We start from the raw sequence: 21,935 nt of genomic DNA on the forward strand, positions 1-21,935 counted from the left end.
AAAGGTAATGACTAATGACGGATGACCAATGACCTTCTGAAAAAGGCGTTTTGTGTTCAGTTTTATAGTTTAATTTTAGTTAGCCCCGGAGTAGTTTACCGGGGCTTTTTTATGCGAAAAAATCACGGCCACGGGGATCAACCCGCTGCTGATTGCTTTTAAATTTTGCTGATACGCAAGTCTGTCCGAAAAAAAATTACTTTTATTGTGGAATAATGAGCTGTTATGCATCTACAGGTTAAGTAATTAAATTTAAGCAATGCTAACATCCACAGTTAACCTGAACATTTATGACCATTCTACCTTTTAAAACACTGAAATACCTATCCGTTGTATGTTTTGTTGTTTGTTTTACCGCGGTAAATGCGCAGGTGAAGTACGAAAGGCTTGGCTTCCGGATTGACTCATTAGCGAATGTTGGCTTACCCAAATCAGCGCTTAAAGAAGTGGATAGACTTGACGCAATGGCGCGTGCTGATAAAAATGCACCGCAGCAGATCAGGGCGGTTATTTACAGGATGACCTTTCAGTCGTATTTGGAGGAAGACGCGTTAGTAGCTATTATAAGCCGGTTAAAAGCTGATATTGCGCAGGCTAAGTTTCCGGTGCAACCTGTATTGCAATCCTTACTTGCCGAAACATACTGGAAATATTACCAGCAAAACCGCTATAAATTTAACCAGCGGAGCCGGCTTTTACAGGCGGATACCGATTTTACCAAATGGGACCTGCAAACCATAATTGCCGAAACCGGTAATCTATATGGGTTATCACTGGCTGATGCCAAAAGGGAACAGGATACGCCTTTAGCGATGCTTAATGGGGTTTTGGACGGCGATACTTCCACCCGTTATTTGAGGCCAACTTTATATGACCTGCTGGTACAGCGCGCCCTTGATTTTTACCTAACCGATGAGCCGGGACTAACCCGGCCCAAATTGCCTTTTTTGTTAAATGATCCTGCCCTTTTTGGCGACAGCCGGGGTTTTATAAACTTAACCATCAATACCACCGATACGGCATCAACCTGGTACCAGGGGATAAAATATTTACAACAGGCTACGGCTTTTCATTTGCAGGCAAACCAGCAGGAAGCGCTCGCGGATATCGACCTGCAAAGGCTTAAGTTTTTATATTCAAAGGCAAGTGTTCCCAATAAAGACTCCCTTTACCTGGCAGCCCTGGATAAAACGGCAAAAACTTTCGCCGATAATCCAATCAGCAGCGAAGCTTTGGTATTACAGGGCACTTATTATAAAGAGCAGGACAGCCTGAAAACCGCTTATAACTATTTTAAAAAAGCAGAAGGGGCCTACCCTGAAAGTTTAGGCGGTAAAAATGCGGCTGCTTTAATAGAAAATATCAAGGCAAAGGAAATCTCGGCCAAGGTCGAAGAAGTTAATATTCCCAACAAACCTATTCTTGCGCTGCTTACTTACAGGAATCTCACTTCGGCGGGCATCGCAATTTACCGGCTATCTGAAGATCAGCTCAAAAAATACAATACCTTAAGCACCACGCCCGATGTAAATTATGCAGACATCACGAAACGCAAATTCAACTTCCTAAGGACGCTAAAGCCCACAAAAACTGATGAAATAAACTGGGCCGATGCCGGGGACTACCGCACACACAGTTTTGAGTTTAAAATAGCTGCGCTTGCACCCGGTAACTATGTATTAATAGCCAGAGATAAGGCAAGCAATGATGAATCCTTAACAGAAATGACCGAATTTAAGATTAGCGCCTTAGCTTTTAATTTAAGGGCTAACCCCGACGGAACTGATGAAGTAAGAGTGATGGAGCGCGAAACAGGCAAACCTTTGAGCGGCGTTCAAATAAACCTGACCGGCCGTACCTATACTTATAACGCTACACTGAAAAAATCCGAATGGAACGAGACCTCAGAAAGCGGCACATCAAATAAAGAAGGACAATATCTTGCAAAAAAGATCACGTCAAATAACAATGTTTCAATTAGCCTGCAAATTAAGGGCGATACGTTGCGTAATGATAATAAAAGATTTGAGGGTGCAAATGAGCCGGATAATTATGATGACCCGGAGGATAAAACCATTTTATTTACCGACAGGCAGATCTATCGCCCGGGGCAAACCATTTATTTTAAAGGCCTACAAATCCAAACCTTTAAAGGAAAAAGCAAAATCATTACCGATAAGGAGCTGAACGTGGATTTTAAGGACGTAAACGATAAAACAGTAAGCTCCTTAAAGTTAAAAACCAATGAATTTGGCACAGTGACCGGCAGCTTTATTATCCCGCAAGCCATGCTTAACGGCGATGTTGAACTGGAAACTGAATACGGGAGCATTAGTGTTAAGGTAGAGGAATATAAACGGCCAACCTTCCAGGTAACGTTTTTACCTGTTAAGGAGAGCTACAAAATAAACGACACGGTTGCTGTAAAAGGGACAGTAATGGCATTTTCAGGTTATGGTTTATCACAGGCTAAAGTTGCTTACCATATTACACGTTCCCAAAACAGGATTTTTGATAACTATAATTATAGCGGGAGAAACCGTTACAACTATAACCCGGTTATTGCCGAAATAAAAACAGATACCCTTATAACGGATAACCAGGGCAACTATACTATAAAATTCAGGGCGATTGCTGGAGAAAGCCCCGGGAGAGGCACGGAAATTTACAACTATAATTTAAGTGCCGATGTAACCGATGCCAGCGGCGAAACTCATTCGGCCCAAACAATGGTTACGGTAGGCAACAATGATATTATAATAGTTAATGATTTGCCTTTTCAATTATTAACCAAAGGCCCTATAAAAATGGGTGTAAAAATTAATAATCTAAACGGCCAGCCGCAAAAGGGCGTGGTAACGGTTGAAGTTTATCCTTTGCAAAATATTGATCACCCGTTTAATAAGCGTTTGTGGGAAAAGCCGGATCAGCATATAATGAGCAAAACGGATTTTGAAAATGATTTCCCTTTTTATGCTTACGCAAATGAAGACGAAGTTGCCAAATGGCCGCGCCTTGCCAGGATAGCAAACTATAGCCTGAAAATAAATGCGGATACAGCCGGTATAATTGACATGGGCGAGCTGCGGAAACAGCAACCGGGAACTTACCGGGTAATTATAAGCGCACACAATGAGAAAGGCGATACCACATTGGTAACAAAATATGTGAATCTTGTTGGTGCAGAAGCAAAACCAGCGTCGTTTAATAATTGGGTTATTCCCGTGGTGAATGCCGTAAAGCCGGGTGAGAAGGCTGAATTTTTTGTTGGGGTGAATGAAAAAATAAATGTTTTGATGGAGCGGTATAACGCTGCGAGGCTCATTTCGTCCAAATGGATTACTATTGACAAAGGGCAGCAAAATATAAAAATACCTATTGCAGATACCGACAAGAATGTAGCCGTACAGTTTATGATGATTTACCAGAACAGGCTATACAGCAGTTATCAAAAAATCTTTATTTCGGACCCTGATCAAAACTTAAAGATCAGCTTCCTGACCTTCCGCAATAAGCTGCAGCCGGGCGAAAAGGAACAATGGAAACTGCGCATAACTAACGGGGCGAATGAAAAACAAGCAGCCGAACTGCTGGCTGAACTGTATGATGCATCATTAAATGATATCGCCCCTGCGCAAAACTGGACAGCAAAATTGGATCAGCAGGAAAACTACCAGCCCAATTATTTTGCCTGGAACAGCTACGATTTTTTAAACGCAGCAGAAACCTATCCTTTAATGAGCAGTAACCGTTACTTTACCCCACTTACCCGTGATTATGAAAGGTTAAACCTATTTGGATACAGCTATTATGGCGGCTATAATAACGGGTATAGCGAATATCTGCAAAAAGCAAAGAAAAACGCGGTGAATGCGGTTAACGATAAACGGCTGGAGGCAGAATACCTGCAAAACGCCGTAAAGGTTAAAAGCGGCTATGTTGTTAGCGGCAGGATTAAGGATGCCAAAGACGGATTGGCCTTACCCGGTGTTATTGTTGCCATAAAAGGCTTTAACATTGCTACTACAACCAATACCTATGGCTATTTTAAAATAAAGGTGCCAGTTAACGGCAAACTGGCATTTAGCTTTTTGGGCTATCTGCCCAAGGAACTGGCTACCACCAAAAGCGAAAACGTAACGGTAAAGCTGGAGGCCGATAAAAACAGCTTAAACGAAGTGGTAGTTATGGGTTATGGCACACAAAAAAGATCTGTTTCGTTCTCTGCATCTGTTGTATCGATAAGAGGAAATTCCAGCGGATATTTAAATACAGAATTGGCTGGTGTAGCTGCAGGGGTACAGGTAATGGCTGATTCCAGTATGGCAGTTGCTGCCGATAAAGAGACATTGAGGGAGCTTTCCATTCCAAAACCAGGTTCTGCCAAACCCATTACCATCCGCAAAAACTTTAACGAAACTGCATTCTTTTACCCGCAGCTACTTACAAATGAAAAAGGGGAGATCCTGGTTGAATTTACCATTCCTGAATCGTTGACCAAATGGCGTTTTAAAGCATTGGCCCATACCAAACAGCTGCAAACCGGCTATATTGAAAATGAAGTTGTTACCCAAAAACAACTGAACATCAGCGCCAATATGCCCCGCTTTTTTCGGGAGGGTGATACCATTGAAGTATCGGCCCGGTTGGCTAATTTAACAGAGAAGACATTAAAAGGCACTGTTAAAATGCAGCTTTTTAATGGCCTGAGTATGCAGCCGGTAAATTTATTTGCAAATCAAACAGATGCAGCGCAGCAATTTGAAATTGCAGGCAGCACCAATAAGGCGGTTACTTTTCGTTTGGCTATTCCCGCCGGATTGGACGCACTGACCTATCGCCTCACTGCTGATGCCGGACAATTTACCGATGGCGAAGAGAATACCCTGCCGGTACTGCCCAACCGGATGCTGGTTACTGAATCAATGCCGATGATGGTGCGCGCCGGGCAAACCCGCAATTTTACTTTTGATAGGCTTGTAAATCAAACCAGCACGACGCTGCAGAACAAAACCTTAACACTGGAGTACACGCAAAACCCAGCCTGGTATGCAGTGCAGGCATTGCCCTATATGATGGAGTTTCCGTATGAGTGTTCAGAGCAAACGTTTAGCAGGTACTACGCAAATAGTTTAGCGGCCAGCCTGGTTAACAGGCTACCGGCCATTAAACAGGTGTTTAATCAATGGAAAAGCACAAACAGCACTGAACTGCTCTCAAACCTGGAAAAGAACCAGGAACTGAAGGCTACACTGCTTGAAGAAACTCCCTGGCTGCAGGATGCCGCAAATGAATCAGAACAGAAAAAAAGAATAGCCCTTTTGTTCGACCTTAATAAAATGAGCGATGAACTACAGACTAATTTGGATAAACTGCAAAAAATGCAATTGCCTGATGGTGGTTTCCCATGGTTTGGCGGCGACAGGTCTGACCGTTTTATAACACAGCACATTTTGCAGGGAATTGGCGAGTTGGAACATTTAAATAGTAATAACGACAAGAACCTGGAGGCAATAGCGAACAACGCACTAAAATATGCGGATGAGCACTTAATAGTAACTGATAAACAGCAAAATAAAAACAAAGGCTATGCAACCCGGCAGCTTGATGCCATAGAGATCCAGGCCTGGTTTACCCGCAGCTACTTTTTAAACAAACCTGTAAGCAACGCCATGCAAAAGCTGCTGAATGATTACCTAACCCGCGCATCGGATCAATGGACGCATCAAAATGTTTATGAGCAGGGAATGATTGCCTTAACCATGCAGCGGTATAAAAAGGCCAATATAACTATGCAGATAACGCGTTCCATTCTGGAAACCGCACAACAAAGTAACGACCTGGGGATGTATTGGGCAAAAAACCAGCGCGGTTATTACTGGTACCAGGACCCTGTAGCAACGCAGAGCCTAATGATTGAATTGTTTACAGAAGCAGGCAATAACACCAAAGCGGTTGACGAAATGAAGATCTGGCTGCTGCGCAATAAACAAACCAACAACTGGAAAACCACCACCGCTACCGCTGCAGCCTGTTACGCTTTGTTATTAAAGGAAAATGATCTGCTCGCAGCTAACGGTGCATCAGTCATAAAACTTGATGGAAAGGCACTGGATGAATTAAAGCCCGCCATCAAAGCAGATGCCGGAACAGGCTACCTGAAAACCAACTGGGTTGATGAGCAGGTTAAACCCGCTTTGGGAAACGTCGAAATAAAAAACAACAGCACCAATATCAGCTGGGGTGCACTGCACTGGCAGTATCTCGAAAATTTAGATAAGATAACATCTGCACAAACAAACATACAGCTGGAACGGAAATACTTTATCCAAAAACAGACCGGCGCCGGGACCGTATTGATTGCCATTGATGCTGCTCACAAGCCTAAAACCGGCGACTTGCTAAAAGTGGTAGTGAACCTGAAAGCCGACCGCGATTTTGAATATGTGCAGTTGAAAGATCTGCGGCCCTCAGGCACCGAACCCTTGGAAGCCTTATCTGCTTATAAATACCAGGACGGCTTATATTATTACCAGGTTACTAAAGATGTGTCCACCAATTTCTTTATCAGCTACCTTGCTAAAGGCAGCTATGTATTTGAATACCAACTGCGGGTAGCCCAGCCGGGCGATTTCTCAACCGGTATAACCACGGTACAAAGTGTGTACGCACCTGAATTTAATGCCCACTCAAACGGCGGCAGAATAACTATAAAGCCTTGACATGGTATAAAGAAGGCGTTTGAACTACCCGAAACGCCTTCTTTTAGCAGCCGTAATAACACTGAATTTGATACGTAAAACTACGCATTATTTTTAAGCACCACCCGCAAACAGGTTCATTTATAACTGATAATGAATTTGTTGTGAAATTACTGATTGCAAAATTATTTAGCAGTACTTCTTGCACTAATTGAAATAGTAACTTATATATATTAGTTTTATTGCAACTTTTATTAACCCTGATTATTTAAACAAAATGGAAAAACCAAAGGCTCCTGTTCACCTTACCGGTAAGGAAGGTGAAGAATTCGATTTAGATTTATCTGCAAGCTGGACAAAAAATCACAGAGACAGGAATCCGCACGAACCGCATTCTCATTTTTTCGGTAAGGAAATATTGGAAAAAATATTGAGTCAGCCGGGATGTGTAGGTTTGCGTTTTCATCACGCCCACAGCAAATCACATGGTGAGGCTGGTGGCGAAAGACACCTGATAATTACCGGTGTAACAGCAGAAGGACATGACATGCTGAATACACTCAGCGCCCAAAAGAAATTATCAAAAGCTGAAATGAAAACGGTTACTGCTTTTGACGTGGTAGGACAACAGTCTATGCCATGCCCGGGCTCTCCCGGCTGCCCTAAAAGTTTAATGTCTGAGCATCCAACAGAGTTATCATAAAATAATTGTATGTCTGTAACTTACATTTTGTACCTGTCCATTATATCCGGTTTTTTTCCGGTTATTTCGGCTTTGTACAATTACAGGAATTTGGATAAGACACTGAAAATTGTAGCAGGCTTTTTACTGATCTCGGTATTATTCGATTCGGGTTTTGAAATAGCAAGCCATTATCATGTCACTAATAATTTCCCGGCAATACATCTATTTATTGTACTAACCCTGGTTTTTTTTGCCGCAATTTACTACACTGCCTTTTTTAGTCCCCTGCTAAAAAAGGCAACTTTAATATTAAGTATATTGGCATTTATGCTGTTAATATTTAACCTGATATTTAATGAGGGGATATGGGAATATCCATCCATGTCAAATACGGTGTTAAGCGTATTGCTCATTTTTTTTTCACTGGTGTATTTTTACCAGATATTAACCAGGCAAGAGTTTATACATATTGAAAAGCAGGGCTTATTCTGGATAAATGCCGGGGTATTGTTTTATTATTCGGTTAATATATTTTTGTTTATGCTTTTCAGGCGGATCATTAATTCGCACCAGGAAGATTATTATATAATCCACAATGTAACTAACATTATTGCTAACGTTTTATTTACCGTAGGAATACTTTGCAAGCCCCAACTCCAGAAAACGACCTGATCCCGGTATTAGTTACAGGTACGCTTGTAATTGTAATACTTTTGATTTTTTTATTTTTTTTCGTGATCATCTATCAGCGGAAAATGATCAGGAACCAGGTGGAGTTGCGCAAGCTGCATGATGAAAAGCAAACTGATTTACTGAATGCTGTTTTTGAGACCCAGGAAAGCGAGCGAAAGCGGCTGGCCGAAGACCTGCATGACAGTGTTGGCCAGGTATTATCCGCTATAAAGCTTAACCTGCACCGGCTTGACAAAAGCCCAATTGGCCAAACCAAAGACCCTTTACTGGCTGATACCCGCAAGTTAACTGACGAATGTATCCAGGAAATCCGCAACATCATTCATAACGTGTTACCGCCCGTACTTACTGATTACGGATTAAAAGAAGCATTGGAAGGCCTTTGCTTAAAGATTGAGAAGGGTACCAATGTGCAGGTGGAATATAAGATCCAGCTTGACGAGGTACGGTTACCCCCCGAAATTGAGCTGGCCTTTTACCGGATAGCCCAGGAGCTGTTTAGCAATGCCATTAAACATTCAGATGCTACCATAATTCATTTAACCGTATCGAAAGACACTGAAGGCCTGGTGATGGAATTTAAGGACAATGGTAAGGGATTTAATATAAAAGAGGTTAAACACGGTTTCGGACTTAAAAACCTCGAAAGCCGCGTTCAGCTTATAAATGGGGAGATAAATGTATATACTAAACCCAGAAACGGCACCATCACTATTATAAGAGTAATGGGATAATAACTGATTTTAATTATATTTATCGACATTTACTTAATTATGGGAAGGATCAAACTAGCTATTGCGGATGACCATAAGATTTTCAGGAACGGTTTAAAAGCTACGCTGGAAGACTGTGCCGACTTTGATTTGGTACTTGAAGCATCAAACGGCAAACAGCTGATGGGGATGCTGAACGATGTTACGCCGGACGTAATATTAATGGATATTAAAATGCCCGAAATGGACGGTATCCAAACCACAACCGCAGTTAAACAGAAATACAAAAACATTAAGGTACTTGCGCTTTCCATGTTTAACGAAGACAAGTATATTGTAGATATGATGAAAGCCGGTGCATCAGGCTATCTGCTCAAGAATGCGGAACCCGAAGAGATCATTGAGGCTATCTCAACCGTTTATAATAAAGACTATTACTTTAACGAGCATCTTTCCATAACCCTGATCAAGCAGCTGGCCGGTAATAACCAGCCCGGTTCCACGCAATCGCTGGCCGACTTTAACGAACGCGAAATTGAGGTGCTGCGCCTGGTATGCCAGGAGTACTCCAATCAGGAAATTGCGGATAAAATCTGCCTCAGCATCCGTACCGTTGAAGGCTATCGTGCACGATTATTTGAAAAAACACGCTCAAAGAACCTGGTCGGCCTTGTAATCTTCGCCATTAAGACGGGGATTATCAATGTTTAACACTCTTCCTTAAGCTTCCACACTAATCTTCTCCCCTATCTGCTGACGCCACATGGCATAGTACAGTCCTTTTTGGGCGATCAGGTCAAGGTGTTTGCCCGATTCAATGATCTTACCTTTTTCAAGCACGTAAATGTTATCGGCATGCATAATGGTTGACAAGCGGTGGGCTATCAATATAGTAATGTGATTATCAAGCACCGAAACATCGCGAATGGTTTCTGTGATCTCCTCTTCGGTTATCGAATCAAGCGATGACGTAGCCTCATCAAACACCAGGATATCCGGTTTGCGTAACAAAGCGCGCGCTATTGACAGGCGCTGCTTCTCCCCTCCCGACACCTTTACCCCACCCTCGCCAATTACGGTGCTTAAGCCATTATCGGCGCGGGCCATTAGTGTTTGGCAGGCGGCACGTTCCAGCACATCAAGGCATTCCTCATCCGTAGCGCCGGGGCGCACAAATAACAGGTTCTCCCTGATTGAGCCCGAGAACAGCTGGGTATCCTGAGTTACAAAGCCAATCTTCTCACGCAGCTGGTCGAGGTCAATTTCCTTGCTCAGGATGTTGTTATATAAAATATCACCTTCCAGCGGCTGGTACAAGCCTACCAACAGCTTCACCAGCGTGGTTTTTCCTGAACCTGAGGGGCCAACAAAGGCAATGGTTTCGCCGGTATTGGTTTCAAAGCTGATGTTGTTAAGCGCGTTGCGGTTAGCCGTTAAGTGCTTAAAGCTCACGTTATCAAAAGTGAGGGTTTTAACCTTTTCAAGTAATACCGGTTTCTCCGGTTTCTTATCTATCGGTGTATTCAGGATTCCCTTAAAGTTGCCCAAAGATACCTCGGCCTCGCGCCATGACAGGATCACATTACCCAGCTCCTGCAAAGGATTAAACAGAAAGAACGAGTAAAACAGGAAGCTGAAATATTGCCCCGGCGAAATGGTGCCGTGGAAGATGAGCAGCAGCAACACCACCACCATTACACTGCGCACAAAGTTTACCGTTGTGCCCTGCACAAAGCTCATACTGCGGACATATTTTACCTTTTTAAGTTCCAGCCCCAGGATCTTGTAAGTGGTATTGTTCAACCTAGCAATTTCCTGTTTCACCAAACCCAAACTCTTAACCAGCTCAATATTCCGTAACGACTCCGTAGTGGAGCCGGCAAGGGCTGTGGTTTCTGATACGATGCGCTTTTGGATGGTCTTTATTTTACGGCTCATGGCCATACTCACAAACGTGATGATGGGAATAGCAGCGAAATACACCAGTGTAACCTTATAGCTCACATGTACAGAATATACGATCACAAACACCATTCCGATAAGGCTCACGAACAAGATACTGATGAACGAGGTGATAAACTTTTCGCAATCCAGCCGCACCTTTTGCAATATGCCCAAAGTTTCGCCGCTGCGCTGGTCTTCAAATACCTGGTAGGGTAACTCTAAAGAGTGGGTTAACCCGTCGGCGTACATTTCGGCGCCCACCTTTTGGGTAATAATATTGGTGAAATAATCCTGGAAGTTTTTAGCTATACGCGATACCATGGCAACGCCTATGGCCATGCTTACCAGTACGATAATGTTGTGGATATACTGATCATAAGCCAGTATGCTGCGTTTTTCAATAACGCCATCAACAATGCGGCCGGTGATATAAGGATCAAGCAGGGAAAAGCCGATATTTAAGGCTGCCATAAGCAGTGCAAGTGCAACAACCCAGCGGTGCTTTGACAGGTAGGATAATAAGATCTTCATTAGTAAGTAACTATTTTTGCAAAAATAAAAAAAGGGAACCGCTAAGCACCTCATTATCCTTAATTTGACATTCAGCGTATTTTAGGGAATAAGCGGCTTTACCCGACAGACGTACGCCGGACCAACACGAAGAATAGCAATAAAACCAAAAAGCCACCCGCTCAGCAGCAGATGGCCCTTTAATATAGTATGGCAATGGCGGATTAAACCGTCATGATATCTTTTTCCTTTGCGTCAGAAAGCACATCAACCTTAATGATGTAGGCATCAGTAAGCTTCTGGATCTCGGCTTCGCCGGCTTTCATCTCATCTTCCGACACACCTTCAGTTTTCAGCTTCCTGATCTTCTCATTGGCATCCTTGCGGATGTTACGGATCGCTATTTTACCGCTTTCAGCTTCAGCTTTTGCCTTTTTGGCAAGATCGCGGCGGCGTTCTTCGGTTAGCGGTGGTACGTTGATGCGGATGATCACCCCGTCATTTTGCGGGTTAACACCAAGGTTAGCTTCCATAATGGCCTTTTCAATAGCGCTCAGCATCGACTTTTCCCAGGGCTGCACCACAATGGTACGCGCATCGGGCGTGTTAACGCTGCCCACCTGGCTCAACGGCGTTGGGCTGCCATAGTAATCAACCATTATATCATCAAGCATGGAAGGACTGGCCTTTCCGGCGCGGATCTTTTGTAACTCGCCGTCGCAATGGTCAATAGCTTTGTCCATGTGTGCTTTGGCGTCTGTGACTTGTTTTTTAATGAGTTCGCTCATCGGTTTGTGTGTTTTGCTGCCAAAAATAATAAAAATTAATGAGTCCGAAAGTCCGGAAATACAGTAATATCCTAAACGTCCGTTGGCGGGCGCTAAACCTGTGGCAGCACTATTAGTTAAAGGCGCAAATCCCTTGCCATACCACGCAGCTGCATCCCTGTTCCTGTTCCGCGGAACAAGTGTGCACAAGCGGAACAGGCGGAACAAGTGGAACAAGATTTTTTATTCCGAAATTTACGTTTATGCGAAATTGCGCCAAAAACAGCCTTTTTGCAATTCCGCCGCCTGCATGCGGAACAAGTGGAACAGGTGGAACAAGATGGAACAAGATGGAACACGGCTTTTTTACCTTCAAAAAGCCCCTGTTTTTGCCGCTAATCCTGCCCTATGTTTACACTGTGGAACAAAAGTGGAACAGGTTTATTTGGTTTTTTGAGGGGCATGGGAAACTATTGCCGGTGGAAGTTTGTAGTATTTTTGCACTATGGCTGATGTACATTCAAAAGAAACCCGGAGTTATAACATGTCACGCATCAGGAGTAAGGATACCAGACCCGAAATGCTGGTGCGTAAGTTTCTGCATAAAAATGGTTTCCGCTACCGCCTGCATGTAAAAACCCTGCCCGGCAAACCTGATATTGTTTTACCGAAGTACAAAACCGTAATTTTTATCCATGGCTGTTTTTGGCACGGACACGAGGGGTGCAAATATTATGTAGTGCCGAAAACGAGAACGGAATGGTGGTTGAATAAAATAGGCGGAAATATTTTAAATGATAACAATGCGGAAGTCTTGTTAAAAGCAGCCGGCTGGAATATTATTACCATTTGGGAATGTGAATTAAAAAAATCTTCGCTCGAAGCTACACTTGAAAACCTGATAAATTCGCTTCATAAAACTTCTTAACAATCCCCAAAGTTCACTTATATCCGATTGACTTATAGTCGAATACGAGATAGCTTGCAGCTATGGATATTCGTAAGAAAATCGGCCTGCGCATAAAGGAATACCGAACAAATTTAAAACTCACCCAGGAAGCTTTAGCCTTTAAGGCAGAGATAGATAAGACGTATGTCAATGAGGTAGAGAACGGGAAAAGAAACGTTTCTGTAATAAATCTTGAAAAAATAATCTGTGCGCTAGACGCGACTATCAGAGATTTTTTCGACAGTGAAGTTTTTGAAGGGGGGATTAACTAATGGCAGCAAAACCATCCCAGGCAAAGTCAAACATTGTTAATAATGAACTTGACTCGGCAGTGCTTACTCATTATGTGGTAACTAAAAACGATGTATACAAAGAGAAAGCTTATGATATAACTGAAAATAGTTATGGAAATTTTCAGGAGCCAGAAGTATTATATCAGGCAATACAAAAAGAACTATTTGACGTTAATGATATACCGTTCCCCGGTCCAAAACCGGGAGCAGAAAAATTCACTTTTATTGATCTGTTTGCGGGCATAGGTGGCTTTAGATTAGCGCTACAAAATTTAGGTGGCCTTTGTCTTTACAGTTCTGAATATGATAAATATGCTCAAAAAACATATTTGGCTAATTTCGGTGAAACCCCCTTCGGTGACATAACTAAAGAAGAAACAAAATCTTATATCCCGAAGACATTTGATGTTCTGTGTGGAGGTTTTCCCTGCCAACCGTTTTCAATCGCTGGTGTGTCTAAAAAAAATAGCCTTGGAAGAAAACACGGTTTTGAGGATGAAAAACAGGGAAACTTATTTTTTCATGTTGCTGAAATTATTGAGAAACACAGGCCCAAGGCATTTTTTCTTGAGAATGTAAAAAATCTTGTATCTCATGATAAAGGCAATACTTTCAAAGTAATAAGACAAACGCTGTTGGATTTGGGATACTCATTTGATCATAGGGTTCTAAATGGAAAACACTTTGTTCCTCAACATCGTGACAGAACTATAATGGTAGGCTTCGATAAGAAAGTTTTTGGCGAGGATATTTCATTTGACTTTAACTTAGTTAAACTTCCTGAAGCCAACAAAAAAATAAAATCCATTCTTAAAGAAGATGTCGATCCTAAATATACACTGTCAGATCACTTATGGAATTACCTGCAGGAGTATGCTAAGAAGCATAAACTAAAAGGTAATGGTTTTGGATTTGGCCTTGTCAATTTGGATGGAATAAGCAGAACAATGAGTGCCCGTTATTATAAAGATGGTGCAGAAATTCTTATTCCACAGAACGGATCTGCCCCAAGAAGATTAACACCTGATGAGTGTGCAGCATTGCAGGGTTATCCTGTAAATAAAGGAAAGAAAAGTTTCAGAATACCTGTTTCGGATAATCAAGCTTATAAACAGTTTGGTAATTCGGTTGTAACACCACTTATCCAGGCAGTTGGAAAAGAAATTGTAAACTTACTACAGCATGAATAGCATTGCAGAACAAGCCATTTTATCTGTTCAAAAATCTCTCAAGTCATTTTGCAAGTTTATTTCGGCAAATGATGCAGGAGGGACGGGCGCTCACCAAAGTGGCTTTTACATCCCCAAAAACTCTTTTTCACTGTTATTTGAAACAGCAGGAGTAAAAGGCAGCAATAAAGATCGATTTGTAACAATCAGGTGGCAGAATGAGTTTGAAACCACAAGCAGATTTATTTACTATGGGACCGGCACGAGAAATGAATACAGATTGACGCGATTTGGTAAGGGCTTTCCATTTTTAGGAGAAGATAACGTGGGAGATTTACTGATAATTTCCCAAATCAATGTGGGCTATTACGAAGGGTTTGTTTTAACTTTAGACGACGACATAGAAAATTTTTTTACTGTATTTAATATTTCATCAAACGAAACGAACAAACTAATAGAAAAAACGGAATCTTTTAATGCTGAGGATAGCTTGTTGGAATGCTTCCTATCCTACAATAAGTCATTTATAACCGATTTTCCCTCAACTAACAGCCTGTCTAAAAATGCGAGAGATTGTTATAATATATCCTATAAAATTACAGATAACAATATTAAAAGCGAACCAGATAAATATCTATTAAAATGGTTGGACACGGAATATCAATTATTTAAGTCGATCGAATTTAAAGTATATTCTGAAAAGATAAAAACACCTTTTAAAAGTGTAGAGGAATTAGTTGAAATAGCTAATACAATATTGAACAGAAGGAAAAGTCGCGCCGGAAAATCTTTGGAACTTCACTTGGCAGAAGTATTCAATAAATTTGAATTACTATATGATCCCCAAGTAATCACTGAAGATAATAAAAAACCTGATTTCATATTCCCGGGTGGGAAATATTATCATGACTCAAATTATGATTCTCAGAAATTAATTTTCCTTGCCTCAAAGACTACGTGCAAAGACAGATGGCGACAAATTATAAATGAGGCGAATAGAATTGAGATAAAACATTTATTTACGTTACAGCAGGGAATATCTAAAAACCAGTTGAATGAGATGTATAAAGAGGGCGTAAGACTAGTCGTTCCCAAGCCTTACATAGGAAGTTTTCCCGAAGAGTATCAGCCAAAAATACTTTCACTAGAAAATTTTATAAATTTTACTTCCATTAAACAGACGTAATTATGGTTTCTATTCTTAAATTTAAATTGTAATATAAAAATCCTAAACTTGACTAATCACAAAATCTAATCCTTAAAACTAACAGATAGAGCATAAAACAAGCCAATTAAAAGCAAATTTTAATGGAAAATCTAAATAATTATAAGTTTGAACCGGGGGCGCGCTCAATAATTCAGATGGGCGAAGAACTAATAGGTCATCCAACAACCGCTATCAACGAGCTTGTTAAAAATGGATATGATGCAGATGCTACTGATTGTAAAGTCTACGTGAATTACCATAAAGACAATTCAAAGAGTTTTGTTGCTATTTCGGATAACGGATTAGGAATGAATAGTAAAACGCTATTTGGCGATTGGTTACAACCTTCGGTTAGCCATAAAAGGTTAGGGAATTCAAAAAGTAAAATATTTCAAAGAAATTTTCTAGGATCTAAAGGGATTGGAAGATTAGCTGCTATGGCGTTAGGTAGATATCTTACTGTTATAACAAAAACATCTGACGAGTCTGATTACAATTGGCTTGTGATTGACAGACAGGATTTTAAAGCAGAAGCATTACTGAGTCACATCGAATTTCCTGGCGGCAGTTCTAACTCAGCAAATGCTTTACTTGCAGATGAACGGGTTATTAAAAAGAAAAATGGAATCTCCAACAATGATTTAAGTAAATATTTACTTGATAATAAACTAACTAATTTTAAAGAGGGAACAATAATAATCGTTGAAGAATTAGACGATTCCATCAAAACTATAGTCGAAGATGAATTTTTGAATGGAGATACAGAAATTCAAAATATTGATTTAATACAATCGTTGAAAATTCTGATTACGCCATTAATATTAAATTCTGTTATTCAAGATGAACTTATTAATAAAAATATCTTAGAAAAAAAGTATGAGATAGCAACTCCAGAAAGTACGTTTGAATTATTCTTTGGATGTAATCTAATAAGATCTGCAGGAGATACCCGGAACTTCATAAAAATCGAAGAATATTCCATTTTGTCAAATTTCGACTATAGAGTTTTAGGAAAAGTTTCAAAAGATGGATCTATTAATGGATTATATTATTGTAATCGACTAATTGAAGATTCGTTCAACGATTCGTTTGTGTTATCAAGAGACGACGTTTTTTCAACGGAATATTTAAGAACTAGAAATATCGACGTGCTCCAAGATATAAATAACACCAACAAGGTAGGTGAGTTTTATTTTGACATACGTGTTTTTGACCGGGATCCAGATGCGTTGGATAAACTTGCGAAGCTTCTAGGTGCCCCAAATAGGAGAAGCGCTGGGTATTTACTAGACGACATTGTAGGATTGAGGGTTTCAAAGGATGGTTTTGGCGTTAAGCCCTATGGGGATGAAGGTAATGATTGGATGGAATTGGGGCAAATGCGTGTTCAAAATCCTACTGCAGTCATCGGTACTAATCAATTGATCGGCAACATATTTCTTTTTTCACCTGAAAATGATTCGTTAAGCGAAAAGACAAATCGCGAGGGATTTTTTGAAAATGAGGCCTTTATCACGTTCAAAAAAATGCTCCGATCTATTTTGTTGGAAGTTGGCAAAAAAAGATATAATTATAGACAAAAGCACGGGCTGGGAAGAAAAGCTATAAGTAAACATGATAGACCCGATTCTTCGAGATTTTTAGATTTTATAAAAAAAATAACGCAAGATGAAACTGTCATTAGTCAAGCTGAAGTTTATCTTAATGAAATTTCAACTACATTGGATAACTTAGAAAACTCATTGAGTTTTTCACAACGGTTAGCAACTCTTGGCAGCGGACTTGAGTTAGTTTACCATGAGATGTCACAGCCAATAATGCTTATTGGCAAATGTTTATTTTCAATGAAATTTCCTGTTGGTCGAATCAACAAGCTTGAAGATCGAAATGAAATATTATCTGAAATGACAGGCATCAAAAGCGCCATTGCCACATTGGACCATTTAAAAGAGTCTCTTCAACCGGCAATTGGAATTTCAAGAAAAAGCAATTTTAAGCCAGTTGATACTTTTGATAAAGTTTGTTATTTATTGACCAAAGATTTTATAACTTATAATATTTCCGTTGATATAGATGATAATATAAGAGAGTTTAAAATAAATGATCACGAATATCATTTATGGATTTCATTTCTAAATATTTTAAATAATTCAATATACTGGTTAAAATCTGTAGAGAATGATGAAAGAAAAATTCTATTCAAGAAAGGAATAGATAATGAATTGATAATATCCAATAATGGTCCCAAAATAGAAATTGGTGAATTAGAGAATATTTTTAATTACGGAGTAACACATAAGAAAGTTAAAAACGCTACTGGTTTAGGATTGGCTTATACCAGAAGTTTACTTAGCACAAATAATTGGGAAATATGGTGTGAAAACTATGATTATGGCCCCGCTTTTATACTTAAACCTTTAAAACCTTAAAATATGATTATTGCTTTCGATGATGATGCTGCCATCAGAAAATCTTATCAGGAGACCCTTAGTAAAATGGGTGTCGATATAAAAGTTGTTGAGTGCGCGACTAAGGGGGAAGTTAGGAAAGCCCTAAAAGACCCTAATATTATGAGTCAAGTTAAAGTCCTAATTTTCGACTTATCGGTTTCGAAAGAAGAAGCCGAATCTCTTAATTTTGACATTTTAGACGATATAAAGGAAAATTATAAAAAATATCCAATTCCTATTTTTATTCATAGTGCTTTTGCACATACAGTTGAAGGTTATGATGATTTAGGAACACTTTTTAAAATTGATAAAAGCCATAATTCTTTAGAAAATATTGTTAACAAGATTTTTTTATTTTATGAATCTGGATTTTTAGACATATTCTCACCGAATGGATTTATAGAAAGCGAAATGTTTGTTCAAATTCATAAAGCATTTATTGATCAGTTTAGAGGTGACGAAATAAGTCTAATCATTGAGTCTATAAAAAGTGCTAATAATGAGAATTTTAAACAAAGAACGCGATCTGTCTTTGAAAGAATAGCTATTCGCTCTTTGTATCAAAATCTATTATCTGCAAAAAAAACAGAGGCGTCTAATAAAATTGAAGAAATACAAATCAATGCCGTAGAACATTATTACAGACGAAAGAGTGACTTTTCCGTTTGGACAGGGGATATTTTTAAGGAAAAGGGAAGTAAAAACAGCCTAATTGTAATCACTCCACGATGCGATATCAACAATGGTAATAACGGCGGTAAATATTTGGTTTGCAACATTGATCCCTTGGCAGAAAGAAACATCAGCGATCTAAGTAAAGACACTAAGACTGTTTATAATTATATTAATGATAATCCGCAGAATACAGGGCATAAATATAGATTTTTAATTCCTACGCCTTCTTTTCATGGCGGCAAAATCGATCTAACAAGTTATTCAACCATCGAGGAGAATTCTTTATTAGGTGAAGACTCCAACTATGAATATTGTATTTCATTAAGTGATGAATTAACTAATGACGTAGTTAGAAAATATGCATCTTATATGTTAAGGTCAGGTATTTCGCAATCTGATATCACAGAGGCATTATACTACGCTAAAGTTGAAGGTGAAAAAACTATAAAAGTGGCTTGACTTTATTATATTCGTGTCACTGGTTGTGACTGAGAGGGCATCCAATTAATTTCAAAGTTAATTTCATGCCTCCTCATTTTTTCACTTCGCCGCAAACTCTATAAAAAGACAAAAATTATAAACACCCAATATTCATATTTCTAATTATGGCAAATTCGCCACAATTAAACCTTGCCCATTCCCCAAAATTCCATATAAAGTACTTTACTTTACCTCGCAACCAAAAATCACCCAGAAAACCTCCAAACTTTTTCGCCAGCGAATTTTTCACTCCTCATCACAAAACTTTTCTGCATCTTCCCCGTTCCTTAACAACACATAAATTTAATACCCCAAAACCGTTATGAACGATCAACTGGAAAACGACAAATTAAATGCCGGCCTGCAGAATGGCCCGGCAAACCTGAACGCCACCATCATCAACAGTGCTGCGTCAACCTATGCCTATAACAAAATAAACAACCTGCTGCTGATGCAGATCCTCGCCAAACTGGAAAACCGCGACCTGGAAGAGATTCGGAATAATGTGGACCGATACGTCGCCCAGTTTACGGAAGAGTTTATGCAGAAAAATCTGCTGTAATTTAAGACTGTTCAGGATGACAGGAACTTCTTTTGTCATCCTGAACGCAGTGAACGATCTTCTGCAAGCAATATTAACGGTGGCAGGTCTGCGTGCTGCTTATCAGGCGCATACCTGTCCGGAGGAGAAGACTCTTCGCTCGCGCTCAGGATGACAGGGAGCCTTATTCCGCCCCTTTAAACCCCTGCGAAACCAATTTTTCTACCGGGTAGCCCATGGCCTTGCATTTGGCTACGATCTGTTCATGCAGGGCTTTATCCATTTCGGGCTTGCGGCTCATGATAAACAAAAACCGGTGGTCAGGGTGCCCCACCACTGCCCAGGAATAGTCGGGAGCGAGATCTACCACCCAATAGTCTATTTTTATAGGCCAGATGAACTGTGCTTTCATTTGACCGTCGGTAGTGCCGTCAACGCGGAAGATCTTTGATTTTACCGTGCGGAGCTCGCCTTTCTCATTTTTGATGCAGGTGGTCACCACATCGTAATAGCCATCCTTGTTTAAGGTATAATGTGTAGTGGTTTCCCTGCTGCCTTTATCAAACATGGTGGGGATTGAGTATAAAGAATACCAGGTACCGCCAAAGCGTTTGCTATCTACGTAGGCCACTGTTTTATTAGGCAAAGTGGTAAAAAGCGTAAAAAAACTGATCAGTAAAATGCAAACAGCCTTCATTTAATTAATGGTTGGTTACGTGCAATTACGAAATTTTAAAAAAGAGGGATTTTGGACGAGGTATTTTTACGGCTTGATTGCAGGGAAACGAAGCAAACGCTGCTGAGGACAATCACGAACCTTTATGCTAGTGGTGACCTCACAGCCAGCCCATCCCGCGCATCATTGCGAGGAACGAAGCAACCCTCTACTAAGGACAATCACGAACCTTTATGTTGATGGGGACCTTTCAGCCAGCCCATCCCGCGCGTCATTGCGAGGAACGAAGCAACCTCTACTGAGGACAATCGGGAACCTTTATGCTGATGGTGACCTTGCAGCCAGCCCGATTGGTTACCACCTGCTTTTTACTCCCATGCGTGGATAGCGTAGAGATTGCTTCGAAGCTGTTGCAAGCAACCAGCCTCGCAATGACGTGATGGTGAGGGAAATGAGGAACCTTTATGCTAATGGTGACCTTGCAGCCAGCCCATTCCACGCGTCATTGCGAGGAACGAAGCAATCTCTACTGAGGACAATCACGAACCTTTTTGCTGTTGGTGACCTTGCAGCCAGCCTGATTAGCTACCACATCCTTTTTTACTCCCATGCATCGATAGCGTAGAGATTGCTTCGAAGCTGTTGCAAGCAACCAGCCTCGCAATGACGCGATGGTGAGGATAATAACGAACCTTTATGTTGATGGTGACCTTACAGCCAGCCGACCCCGTGTGATGGTGAGGATAAGGTAATACTTTTTCCTTCCCTTACTTCACTAAAGTACCAATAGCTTCGCCATCGGCAATTTTCATAAAGTTACCCGGCTTGTTCATATCAAATACAATAATGGGCAGGTTGTTTTCCTGGCAAAGGGTAATGGCGGTCATGTCCATCACGTTAAGGCCTTTGTCATACACCTCCTGGAAAGAAATTTCGTCGTAGCGGGTTGCTGCAGGGTCTTTTTCCGGATCGGCGGTATAGATGCCGTCAACGCGGGTACCTTTCAGTACAACGTCCGCTTTTATCTCGATAGCCCGCAGGGATGCGGCTGTATCTGTAGTAAAATAAGGGTTACCGGTGCCGGCACCAAAGATCACAATTTTGCCCACTTCCAAATGGTGCATGGCACGGCGGCGGATGTAAGGCTCGCAGATCTGCTCCATTTTTATGGCCGACTGCAGCCGGGTTTCAACGCCAATGCTTTCAAGGGCATTTTGCAGGGCCATACAGTTGATTACGGTAGCCAGCATGCCCATATAATCGGCCTGGGCGCGTTCCATACCCGATTTTTCGGCACTTAAACCGCGGAAAATATTCCCGCCGCCAACAACAATGGCTATTTCAATGCCTTTGTCTTTTACCGCTTTTATGTCCTGGGCATATTGTAAAACCTGCTTGTTATCAATTCCGTATTGCTTATCGCCCATCAGCGATTCGCCGCTAAGTTTTAGTAGGATCCTTTTATATGCCATGAGGTAGTTA

16 protein-coding genes are annotated in these 21,935 nt (G+C 40.8%); 12 read left to right on the plus strand and 4 right to left on the minus strand.

The features are described from left to right. Nucleotides 1-290: 290 nt before the first annotated feature. From MuYL_RS21640 to MuYL_RS21660, 5 genes are all read left to right on the plus strand, one after another. On the plus strand, nt 291-6,722 hold the full coding sequence (locus MuYL_RS21640) for an alpha-2-macroglobulin family protein (protein ID WP_094572531.1): 6,432 nt from the start codon (nt 291-293) through the stop codon (nt 6,720-6,722). 256 nt (nt 6,723-6,978) lie between these two features. Further along, nucleotides 6,979-7,404 (plus strand): hypothetical protein, encoded by a 426-nt coding sequence (locus MuYL_RS21645; protein ID WP_094572532.1) that lies wholly within the window; start codon nt 6,979-6,981, stop codon nt 7,402-7,404. A gap of 9 nt (nt 7,405-7,413) precedes the next feature. Beyond that, nucleotides 7,414-8,058 carry a hypothetical protein gene (locus MuYL_RS21650; RefSeq protein ID WP_094572533.1) on the plus strand — a complete coding sequence of 215 codons (645 nt, stop codon included), beginning with the start codon at nt 7,414-7,416 and terminating at the stop codon, nt 8,056-8,058. A gap of 83 nt (nt 8,059-8,141) precedes the next feature. Then, entirely contained in the window at nt 8,142-8,813 is a 672-nt protein-coding gene (locus tag MuYL_RS21655) for a sensor histidine kinase (protein ID WP_157741045.1), read from the plus strand. 39 nt (nt 8,814-8,852) lie between these two features. Continuing rightward, nucleotides 8,853-9,503 (plus strand): response regulator transcription factor, encoded by a 651-nt coding sequence (locus MuYL_RS21660; protein ID WP_094572535.1) that lies wholly within the window; start codon nt 8,853-8,855, stop codon nt 9,501-9,503. Nucleotides 9,504-9,512: 9 nt separating this feature from the next. Here the strand turns inward: MuYL_RS21660 and MuYL_RS21665 are convergent, their stop codons facing one another. Together MuYL_RS21665 and frr are read right to left on the minus strand one after the other, a co-directional pair. Then, nucleotides 9,513-11,267 (minus strand): ABC transporter ATP-binding protein, encoded by a 1,755-nt coding sequence (locus tag MuYL_RS21665; RefSeq protein WP_094572536.1) that lies wholly within the window; start codon nt 11,265-11,267, stop codon nt 9,513-9,515. 203 nt (nt 11,268-11,470) lie between these two features. Continuing rightward, entirely contained in the window at nt 11,471-12,034 is a 564-nt protein-coding gene (gene frr, locus MuYL_RS21670; protein WP_094573062.1) for a ribosome recycling factor, read from the minus strand. A 484-nt stretch (nt 12,035-12,518) separates the two neighbouring features. On the opposite strand from frr, the gene MuYL_RS21675 reads away from it, so the two are divergent. From MuYL_RS21675 to MuYL_RS21705, 7 genes are all read left to right on the plus strand, one after another. Then, the gene (locus tag MuYL_RS21675) at nt 12,519-12,941 is read left to right on the plus strand and encodes a very short patch repair endonuclease (protein WP_094572537.1); all 423 of its coding nucleotides are present in this window, start codon (nt 12,519-12,521) and stop codon (nt 12,939-12,941) included. 62 nt (nt 12,942-13,003) lie between these two features. Then, a complete protein-coding gene (locus MuYL_RS21680; RefSeq protein WP_094572538.1) occupies nt 13,004-13,234 on the plus strand; it encodes a helix-turn-helix domain-containing protein in 231 nt (76 codons plus the stop codon). After that, nucleotides 13,234-14,445, plus strand: a complete 1,212-nt coding sequence (gene dcm, locus MuYL_RS21685) for a DNA (cytosine-5-)-methyltransferase (RefSeq protein ID WP_094572539.1) — start codon at nt 13,234-13,236, stop codon at nt 14,443-14,445. Before MuYL_RS21680 ends, dcm begins: the two co-directional genes overlap by 1 nt. After that, on the plus strand, nt 14,438-15,610 hold the full coding sequence (locus MuYL_RS21690; RefSeq protein WP_094572540.1) for a type II restriction endonuclease: 1,173 nt from the start codon (nt 14,438-14,440) through the stop codon (nt 15,608-15,610). Before dcm ends, MuYL_RS21690 begins: the two co-directional genes overlap by 8 nt. A gap of 122 nt (nt 15,611-15,732) precedes the next feature. Continuing rightward, complete coding sequence (locus MuYL_RS21695) at nt 15,733-18,060, plus strand: ATP-binding protein (RefSeq protein ID WP_094572541.1); 2,328 nt, start codon at nt 15,733-15,735, stop codon at nt 18,058-18,060. Between the two features lie 3 nt (nt 18,061-18,063). Beyond that, nucleotides 18,064-19,215, plus strand: coding sequence for a response regulator (locus tag MuYL_RS21700; RefSeq protein WP_094572542.1), 1,152 nt, complete (start codon nt 18,064-18,066; stop codon nt 19,213-19,215). A 343-nt stretch (nt 19,216-19,558) separates the two neighbouring features. Beyond that, nucleotides 19,559-19,798 (plus strand): hypothetical protein, encoded by a 240-nt coding sequence (locus MuYL_RS21705; protein ID WP_094572543.1) that lies wholly within the window; start codon nt 19,559-19,561, stop codon nt 19,796-19,798. A gap of 163 nt (nt 19,799-19,961) precedes the next feature. On the opposite strand, the gene MuYL_RS21710 is transcribed toward MuYL_RS21705, so the two are convergent. Both MuYL_RS21710 and pyrH read right to left on the minus strand, forming a co-directional pair. Beyond that, on the minus strand, nt 19,962-20,474 hold the full coding sequence (locus tag MuYL_RS21710; RefSeq protein WP_094572544.1) for a lipocalin family protein: 513 nt from the start codon (nt 20,472-20,474) through the stop codon (nt 19,962-19,964). 746 nt (nt 20,475-21,220) lie between these two features. Next, nucleotides 21,221-21,925, minus strand: coding sequence for a UMP kinase (pyrH, locus tag MuYL_RS21715; RefSeq protein WP_094572545.1), 705 nt, complete (start codon nt 21,923-21,925; stop codon nt 21,221-21,223). Nucleotides 21,926-21,935: the final 10 nt, after the last annotated feature.

The organism is Mucilaginibacter xinganensis, assembly GCF_002257585.1.
In the GTDB taxonomy this organism is placed as follows: domain Bacteria; phylum Bacteroidota; class Bacteroidia; order Sphingobacteriales; family Sphingobacteriaceae; genus Mucilaginibacter; species Mucilaginibacter xinganensis.